Below are 8,423 nucleotides of genomic sequence, written 5' to 3'. Positions count from 1 at the left end.
AGAACAGATCGAAAAGGACATCGAAGCACTGCTTTCGGAGATTCCAATGGCGCAGCAGCTTCGCACCATAAAAGGACTTGGGAAGATTTTCACCGCGGCCATATTAGCAGGTACAGTCAACCATGCTGAAGAAATTGGCATCGAAGGTTTCACGCATAACGGCCGGTGAAACGGTACTTGTTTCATTAATGGGTGCAAGATCTTCAATCTCTATCTGTATCCCAGCATTATTAATCAAAATATCAAGCTTACCGTACTGCTTTTCAAAGAAATTATAGGCAGCTTGAAGGTCTTCACCTAGTTTGACGTCCAGTTTGGTATACTCCGCTTGAATTCCCTCTGAACGGAGTGTATCCGCAGCAACTTTACCTTTCTCCAAATCGCGTGATCCAATAACGACAGTGGCACCCAGCTTACCTAATTGACGTGCTGTTTCCAATCCAATACCACGATTTCCTCCAGTTATAAAAGCAACCTTGCCGTCCAAATTGTTCGCATTTATAGTCATTTTTAATTTCTCCTTTAAGATTTATTTAATACAGCCCTTTACCTAGCCTTGATGATTATTAGGAGTGGCATCACATCCTTTAATGAATGCCGCTTTCGAATTTTATCGGGAACGATCATTCTAATTATGCTAAAAAAATTTATCCTAGGACTGCTAAAGTTGTATTAATAATGCTTTCCAGTTTCTCTTTTTCTTCTGTTGTTTTAATCAGTACACGCAATCCTACCCAAGCATTATGCAGATAGAGGGAAAGGTTCACAGCATCATAATGTTCGGGGATTTCTCCTGTTTGTTTACGGCCCCACCAGCAAGTCATAAAACAGTTTCTCTGAAGCAAAAAACTGTTCATTAATTTTAACTGCCACTTCCGGATCGAGCAGTGACATCTCAACGGCCGTACTTACTATTAAACAGCCCTTAGGTTGATTCTCTTTAAAATTGAATATCATTTCAAATCAAACAACTGCCTGATGGCCTCTTTGGCAGAATTTGACCGATGAATGCGATTCGTAATATTTGTCTGCGAAATCGAATTATATCGGTTTAAGACATCCATAAATAACTGATGCTTGTCTCCGAACGTATCATACAAGCTTCTTCTGTGTATACCCATGCCGTCGACAAGCTCCTGTATGGAGGTTTTTTCGTAACCTTGCCGCCAGAATAATTCCATTGCCTTGTCTAATACCACGTTGATTTCAAACTCTTTGCTTCTCGCCATGATCATTCTCACGTCCTTTTGCTGCCCTAGCTCTTGTCCGCAAACACATATTGTCATATTGAGAACGATCAGTAAAGAATTTTAATAAGGTAACGATCTTAGGGGAATCTTTTATTATTTGTATGGAAGTAAAATTCAAGAGAGTTTTATAGTGATTACGATTTGAACTAACGCCGAGGGACGATAGTTAAATAGCCAAACAGATGAAACTGCTTATTGGGTAAAAAAATCGAAGAAGTGTGTACATAATGTTTTGTCGCATAACTACGTGTATAATTTTTGTGAGTATATTAAGTATAAATTCGATGACTCAGTTATCAGCACGGCAGCTTAACGGTTTTACTAAGCTTTTAGTAATCGTCAATTACGATTTTCATTTTGTAACTCAAGATGACGAAATCTTGTTTGATGGTTAAAATCACGTTTCTTTGCTAAAAATAAATTCTAGAGCTGTTCTGTTTATATTTAGCTGAAGAGGTGGATTTGTTCATGCGCGACATTCATTTGGTTCCAGTATCCTATTTCCCATCAGAAAATCTTGAATTTCCCATGGTTGCTAACCTCCAAACCATTACACCGAATCAATTATTTTACGTAAGAAATCATTTTGAATACCCGACAATCGATATAAACACCTGGTACCTTTCAATTGAAGAATTAGTGGATCAACCAATTAAATTTACGTATGCTGATTTGAAAAACATGAATAAGGTCACGCTATCCGCTACACTAGAGTGTGCAGGAAACAAGCGTTCGTTATTTGAAAGGAAAGCACAAGGTAACCAATTCAAGCTCGGTGCGATAAGCAACGCCATTTGGGGAGGCGTTCGACTGAAGGATGTATTAGACCAAGCAGGAGTATCCCCAAGTGCGACTGAGATTGTTTTTGAAGGATTAGATTACGGTCAGCGAAATGACATGGATGTACAGGTATTTTTCAAAAGAAGTCTTCCTGTTGCCAAGGCACTTCACCCAGATACTTTATTGGCTTATGAAATGAATGGTGAACCGCTCTCCGATAAACATGGTTTTCCAATAAGACTAATTGTGCCTGGATGGTATGCAGTTGCATCTGTTAAATGGCTGCATAGGATCAGAGTTGTAGATCAGCCATTCAAGGGACCGTTTCAAAGTATAGATTATGTCATTCTAAAAAAAGCAAACGACTACAAACATGCACTACCGCTATCACCAGTTTTAATCAATTCAACGATAGCATCTCCTACAGAAGAGGAAGAGATGGCTGTTGGCACCAACGTGGTACAAGGGTATGCTTGGGCTGGTGAGCATTTTGTAACGAAAGTAGAGATTAGCACAGATGGCGGGATACTCTGGACTGAAGCAAACATACTTGATCCTGATGTTCCCTATTCATGGAGGAGATGGTCTTTTGCGTGGGATGCGCAAAAACCAGGTCAATACACGATTATGAGCAAGGCAACGAACGATCACGGAGAAGTTCAACCGCTAAAGGCTGAATGGAATGTAAAAGGTTACCAAAATAACTCCATCCACGCCGTAAATGTTCATGTGACAGCCCCTAACTTGGTAAATTCAGTCAATAATATTCTGCAGGAAACAAAACAACAAGGAGTGTTTGAGTTGCTTACATTGGAGATTGCGAAACAATTGCTCGAGGTTGCGGAACAGAAAGCTCGTCAAATGGGACTCGCCTTCGATATCGCAATCGTCGACGCCGGGGCGAACTTGATCGCCTTCCACCGGATGGACAATGCCCGGATCGCCGGGATCGAAATCTCCAAGGGGAAGGCCTGGACGAGTGTAGCCATGCAAATGCCCACGGCTAACTTAGCCCAGTCGGCGCTTCCTGGCGGTCAACACTATGGGGTCAACACGACAAACCAAGGGACAGTCACCATCTTGGGAGGCGGCATCCCACTCGTTCGCGAAGGCATGACCGTCGGCGGTATCGGCGTCGCCGGAGGCACTATGGAGCAAGACATGGAAGTGGCCAATGCCGCCGTTCAAGCGTTCGCCGCTGTAGTAGGAATGAAATAGCAGTACAAAAGAGACAATTTTACCGCCTTTTCAAAAGGGCGGTTTTCTTTGTTCAAAACTCAACATTCGAATTTAACATATGCCGTCATGGTAGAAACTTTTACACAAAATCGCCTTCCCCGGACATCAAAACTGTCGGACGACAAGAACATACATATATACAACGGAAGTCGCTTACAAAGCGGCTTTTTTATTCTGTATAGAAGTTCTTGTCGTGAGCTCAAGACAAGAACTTCTATACAAAGCCGTATTAGGACAAGAACTTCTATACAGGCAGCCCGTGATCCCAGGAAATGCACGATTTATTAAGCATAAAGAGCAATCAAGCATTCCTGGTTACTGCAGGTCATTGTGTTCAGTATCCAGCAAGGAGAAGTATTCATGTATGTATAGAAGTTCTTGTCGTCCGACAACAGCTGTCGGGTGACAAGAACATAGTTACATTGGAAGTCGCATATATTGCGGCTTTTTTCTTTTATGTTATCAAGTTCTTGTCAAAATGAAATGACAAGAACCTGATAACATTCCCGACAAAACTGAACATCGACAGTTTTATTAAACGAAAGGGAGGATAGTTCCAATATGTGGTACCATGAAGTCAGCTATAATTTGTTTCGGGGGCTGGTAGTTATTAATAAAAAGAAGTTGTCCAAGGAGTATATGATTGATTTCTTAGCTATCAGAGAAATTGTTAATGAATTTGACCCAATGGGACTAATCAGGATGGGTGCTCCTGATGACGAGCATGATAGGCTTACTCAAAAAATCATTCGCAACTTATACGACCACAACATAGATAAAATAAAGGAGTTACTCATTGATTGTTACGATGAGTATGGTTCTAGTGGTAGAGATATTAAAGAAGAGTATCAGGAGAGTTTTAACATGAAAATTCAAACTACTTATAACCGAATTGAAGCTTGGTACCACAATAAAAATAAGACCCATTGACTAAACTAACGAGGAACGTTAGTAGAGAACAACAAAATGGCAACTGATCTAGATGATCAGTTGCCATTTTTGTTGAAGTAAAGGGCAGGATAGTTAAGAGGCGTTTAAAAATGAATACAGATTGAATTAGCCGTGCCCTGCTCTGGAGTCAGTTCATATCCTACAAAGAATGCCTATGGGAAGACACTTACCTAAGGAGCTGGGGGATAATTGAGAATTGCTCTAATCTCGACGAATACGATTCCTGTCCCGCCGAAGGGTTACGGGGGGACGCAGCGCGAGGTTCATTATTTGACTGAAGAATTGGTCAAACGGGGACACGAGGTGTTTCTGTTTGCCAAGAAAGGGTCGAGCTCGAACGCGACCCGAACGTTCGAATATGAATCAAACGATCGAAAAGAACAGCTCGACTTCATCATTAAAAACCTCCCACCCGACGTGGACATCATACATGATCATTACGGCATCGTCGCCAAGGCGAATCCGCCGATTCCTACCATCGGCCAGTCGCATTCCCAAGGAAGCGATAGCCGTATTCAGATTCCGGTCTATGTCAGCAAATTCATCCTGCGTAAATTTGGGAAACGAAGAGGCTACGCCGTCTACAACGGCATTCGCATGGATGATTACACGTTCAGGACCACCAAGCAGAACTACATGCTCTTCCTGGGGAGAGTAATCAAGAAAAAGGGCGTTCACCTGGCCATCAAGGTCGCCAAGAAAACGGGAAAGCAGCTCATCATCGCCGGGACGCTGAACGACAAGAAATATTACAACTCCAAAATCAAGCCGCATCTGGGCAAAAATATCCGCTATGTCGGCATCGTCGGCGGTGAACGCAAACGCAAGCTGCTCGCCAACGCCAGCTTCGTCTTGTTCACCTCGACGTGGGATGAACCTTTCGGTCTAGTCCTCGTAGAATCGATGGCGAGTGGCACGCCCGTGCTTGGCTTCCGGAAAGGCGGCGTCACTGAGGTGCTTCGGGGCATGCCACAGTTGCTGTGCCGCACGACCTCAGACATGGCGGCGAAGGTCAAGAACCGCAAGAGATTGCCCGCGGCCCGAAAGCTCCGGCGTTATGTCAGAACACGCTACTCCGATATCATCTTGACGGACGCGGTTCTGAAGCTGTACCAAAAGGTTCTCGACAACAAATTGTACAAAATCAGGAATAATACGTTGTGGAACCGTCGAAAAGCCGAGCTTCTAGGAAAAAGATAGAAGCGTTGTTATTGATAAATCGGAAGGGCGACACTAAAGGGACACAAACAGCAGGCGGCCGAATCATTAATTCGCAGCCTTCATTAAGCTGGAGACCAAAGTGAATGAAGCTCGGCGCATGAAAAGGAAATGTCCCGTTGGAACATTTCCTTTTCATTAAATTCTTTTTCGAACCCTCTAACTAAGCCATAACGCTAATGAAGACGAATGGATAACGATATAATACTTCTATTCAACTCCCTTGAAATGATTCGATCCTCGCTCAGACTCATGAATTCGCATGATTTCATCCTATAGTTAAATTAAAAAAAGGATAATTGGCTTCATGATAGAGCGACCTCCTGATGGGCTTTTTGAGGCATTTGACCTCGTGCGTAACCCCATCGTACAGAGGCTGTAGCGGTTTTCAGCGAAGTCGAAAAAAAGTATTACAGATTGACTAATATAAATTGACTGGAATAATTAAGCTATCGAAGAACGTTAGTTAGAACAACAAAACAGCAACTGATTACTGATTAGTTGCCGTTTTTATGAAGGTAGTGAGTAAATTTACTAACTTGCTAAGAATTAAATACGCAAAGCAAATATTCCTATTATTATCATCATTATACCCGAGCTAAAATGAATAGTTCTTGCTAGCCACCAGGGTAGTATTTTAAAGAAGAACCCTACGAATAACCCAATAATAATTGAGATTATTGCACCGAAAATCCATCCAAAGATAGAGTCTGATGAAATATTAAAAAAGTTTGGCTGATTTGAATAGTCTGTAATTCTTCTTCTACTGTGAACCTCTTTGGTAAGAGCAAAAGCATAACCGATTGCAAGAGCTGCAAAACCCAACAAATTAATGCCAAAAACAAAGACAAGATACTTTACTCCCTTCAGCTTGTCAGAAACCCTAAAAATAGAGTTTCCTATTAAACCCGATAATTCATTCAACAGGATTTTTCATAGTATAAGAATACAGGTTTAAACTAAATGGATTCACCAAGAAATTCTTGGAAAGTATGTTTTGAAATAACTTCCCGTTTACACCTATAGCAAAGCGACCATTCCAAGGGTCTAAAAAGTGAGTAATGAGCAATTGTAAAACTGAAGTATATACACCAAGGTGTTAAACTCCCTCGGTACGATTTAGTTTTCTCACGAATGCTCGCTTATTCGCAGGATTTCACCCTTGCCAGAATTGCAGAAAGATAGTAAGAGAACCCTTTTGGTAGACCAGGACATTATGAAGGCGTGAGGAAATAGAGGGGGAGGTTGAAACCCCATATCCTTCCATATACTGCACGCATGCTCCACACCGCCCCTGGAGGTTTTCACTCCCATGTCTCAACGGGTCTTTGCCCTCTCATTCCTTCGTTACGCCTGTCCAAGGGGTGGAGGCCGGTCTTGCTAACGGTACGGGTCAGTGCCCTTTGGTTTAATGTATCCGGTACTCCGTGCTTTCTTTTGAAATCCCGCGAATTAGCCAAAATTCGTGCAACGAAACGGTGAAATTGCGATTAAGCAGCCAGCTGAATTGGCATCGTTTTATGGGGATTGTAAGCTTCCTGGCTTCGGGCCATGCCAACGAGAACTCGAGCTAATTTACCACATAGTTTCATAAGTGACCTCATTTTCTTCATCTTTTTCACCTGTACATTGTGCGTATGTATGGCCTTGAATTCAGGGTTGTTTGCAACTAAACTCATGGTAATCATGAAGATGAAACGTCGAAGTCGAGATCGTCCACGCTTACTAATCTTCATCTGTCCGGTCCATTTGCCCGAGCTTGCTTCTGCCAGATTGAGACCGGCATGACGCAACAGCGCATTGCCGTGAACAAAGCCGCTTAAATCTCCGGCCTCACCAAGAATACCAGCTAATGAAATGGCACTAATCCCTTTGATCGCAAGCATGGATTTAGCAAACGGAATACGATCCAACACAGCAATAATCTCCGCCTCTACCGTTTTAAGCTGCTGGCAAGCAAGGTCGTACTCATCGATCAGCTGTTTCAAGTGAAGCTTGTACGCTTGCGTGGCTTGTTTAGAGCCAACAGAACGATAAGCAAGGGCGATGAGAGCCCGAGCTTTTCGCTCACCAGAATGGCGTTTCATGAGTACTTTCCAACCTTTGATGATGTCGTGAGGCTGTAGTTTGCAGAGTTCTTCAGGTGTAGGGAACAGACGAAGCGTAGCCAACGAACCCCTGCACATGAGGCATTTAAAGACCTGTCGCAGTTCGGGGAAAACAACATCTACCCAACGATGAATCTGGTTTTTAGCACTAACGAGTCTCGTCACGACAGAGTCGCGGTTTGATAGATAAACACGTAACTCTTCAAAGGCCTCAGGTGTGTCACGGACGAAAGAGTAGTAGCCGTTTTTGACCATGTCTGCGATGACTAGCGCATCTTTTTTGTCACTTTTAGATGGCGCATTATCTCGATTTTCCTTATTCTTTTTCACGAGATGAGGATTGACTAAAACCACTTCGAAATGACGCTTAGATAGCCACTTGGAGACGTTAAGCCAGTAATGGCCGGTAGGTTCCATGCCCACGATTGCGGCGTTAAGATTATGCGCTGCTTGCAGCGAATGGATCCAACGAAGAAGATTCTGAAATCCTTCTTCATCGTTCGAGAAAGAAAGTGGGTTACCGAGGGCGATGCCTCGAAAGTTAACGGCCCGAGCGACATGCATTTGCTGGGCGATGTCGATCCCGACGACAAGGTGATTAACGGTAATTTTCTCAATGAGTTGATTTTGTTTGTCTTGCGATTTAAACTTCATAGTAGAGCGTCCTCCTGGATGATGGGATTTTAAGGGCTATGACCCGTTGCGTACTCCCATCGTACCGAGGCGCTTTTCTTTTTGCAAAGCTCGTAATTAACGCTCTACAGGAATGCTAAACAATCCTGTAGAGCTTAAGAAATAGGCTTTGTAAAAAAAGGAGCTCCTCGGTATGATGGGTTTGTCGAGAACACATCAGGGAGGAGCTCTTACTATGAAGTTT

Annotated in this window: 8 protein-coding genes; 3 read left to right on the top strand and 5 right to left on the bottom strand. The window is 42.9% G+C overall.

Annotation, left to right across the window (positions count from 1 at the left end):
* Window positions 1-103 precede the first annotated feature (103 nt).
* The 3 genes from AC0YNT_RS30465 to AC0YNT_RS30455 all read right to left on the bottom strand — a co-directional run bounded on the left by AC0YNT_RS30465 (window position 104) and on the right by AC0YNT_RS30455 (window position 1,229).
* Window positions 104-508: an SDR family NAD(P)-dependent oxidoreductase gene (locus AC0YNT_RS30465; RefSeq protein WP_475807904.1), complete on the bottom strand. Its 405-nt coding sequence runs from the start codon at window positions 506-508 to the stop codon at window positions 104-106.
* Window positions 509-647: 139 nt separating this feature from the next.
* Window positions 648-857 (bottom strand): hypothetical protein, encoded by a 210-nt coding sequence (locus AC0YNT_RS30460; RefSeq protein WP_475807903.1) that lies wholly within the window; start codon window positions 855-857, stop codon window positions 648-650.
* A gap of 96 nt (window positions 858-953) precedes the next feature.
* The gene (locus tag AC0YNT_RS30455) at window positions 954-1,229 is read right to left on the bottom strand and encodes a TetR/AcrR family transcriptional regulator (RefSeq protein ID WP_475807902.1); all 276 of its coding nucleotides are present in this window, start codon (window positions 1,227-1,229) and stop codon (window positions 954-956) included.
* A gap of 489 nt (window positions 1,230-1,718) precedes the next feature.
* On the opposite strand from AC0YNT_RS30455, the gene AC0YNT_RS30450 reads away from it, so the two are divergent.
* From AC0YNT_RS30450 to AC0YNT_RS30440, 3 genes are all read left to right on the top strand, one after another.
* A complete protein-coding gene (locus AC0YNT_RS30450) occupies window positions 1,719-3,248 on the top strand; it encodes a molybdopterin-dependent oxidoreductase (RefSeq protein WP_475807901.1) in 1,530 nt (509 codons plus the stop codon).
* 582 nt (window positions 3,249-3,830) lie between these two features.
* On the top strand, window positions 3,831-4,199 hold the full coding sequence (locus AC0YNT_RS30445; protein ID WP_475807900.1) for a hypothetical protein: 369 nt from the start codon (window positions 3,831-3,833) through the stop codon (window positions 4,197-4,199).
* Window positions 4,200-4,490: 291 nt separating this feature from the next.
* Window positions 4,491-5,420, top strand: coding sequence for a glycosyltransferase (locus tag AC0YNT_RS30440; RefSeq protein ID WP_475807899.1), 930 nt, complete (start codon window positions 4,491-4,493; stop codon window positions 5,418-5,420).
* Between the two features lie 567 nt (window positions 5,421-5,987).
* Here the strand turns inward: AC0YNT_RS30440 and AC0YNT_RS30435 are convergent.
* A complete protein-coding gene (locus tag AC0YNT_RS30435) occupies window positions 5,988-6,362 on the bottom strand; it encodes a hypothetical protein (protein WP_475807898.1) in 375 nt (124 codons plus the stop codon).
* 566 nt (window positions 6,363-6,928) lie between these two features.
* A complete protein-coding gene (locus AC0YNT_RS30430; RefSeq protein WP_475807897.1) occupies window positions 6,929-8,200 on the bottom strand; it encodes an IS110 family RNA-guided transposase in 1,272 nt (423 codons plus the stop codon).
* Between the last annotated feature and the right edge of the window lie 223 nt (window positions 8,201-8,423).

The sequence above is a fragment of the Paenibacillus sp. J22R56 genome (assembly GCF_056269375.1).
Note: the sequence above shows the minus strand (reverse complement) of the source record. Positions and strands in the feature narration are given on the sequence as shown.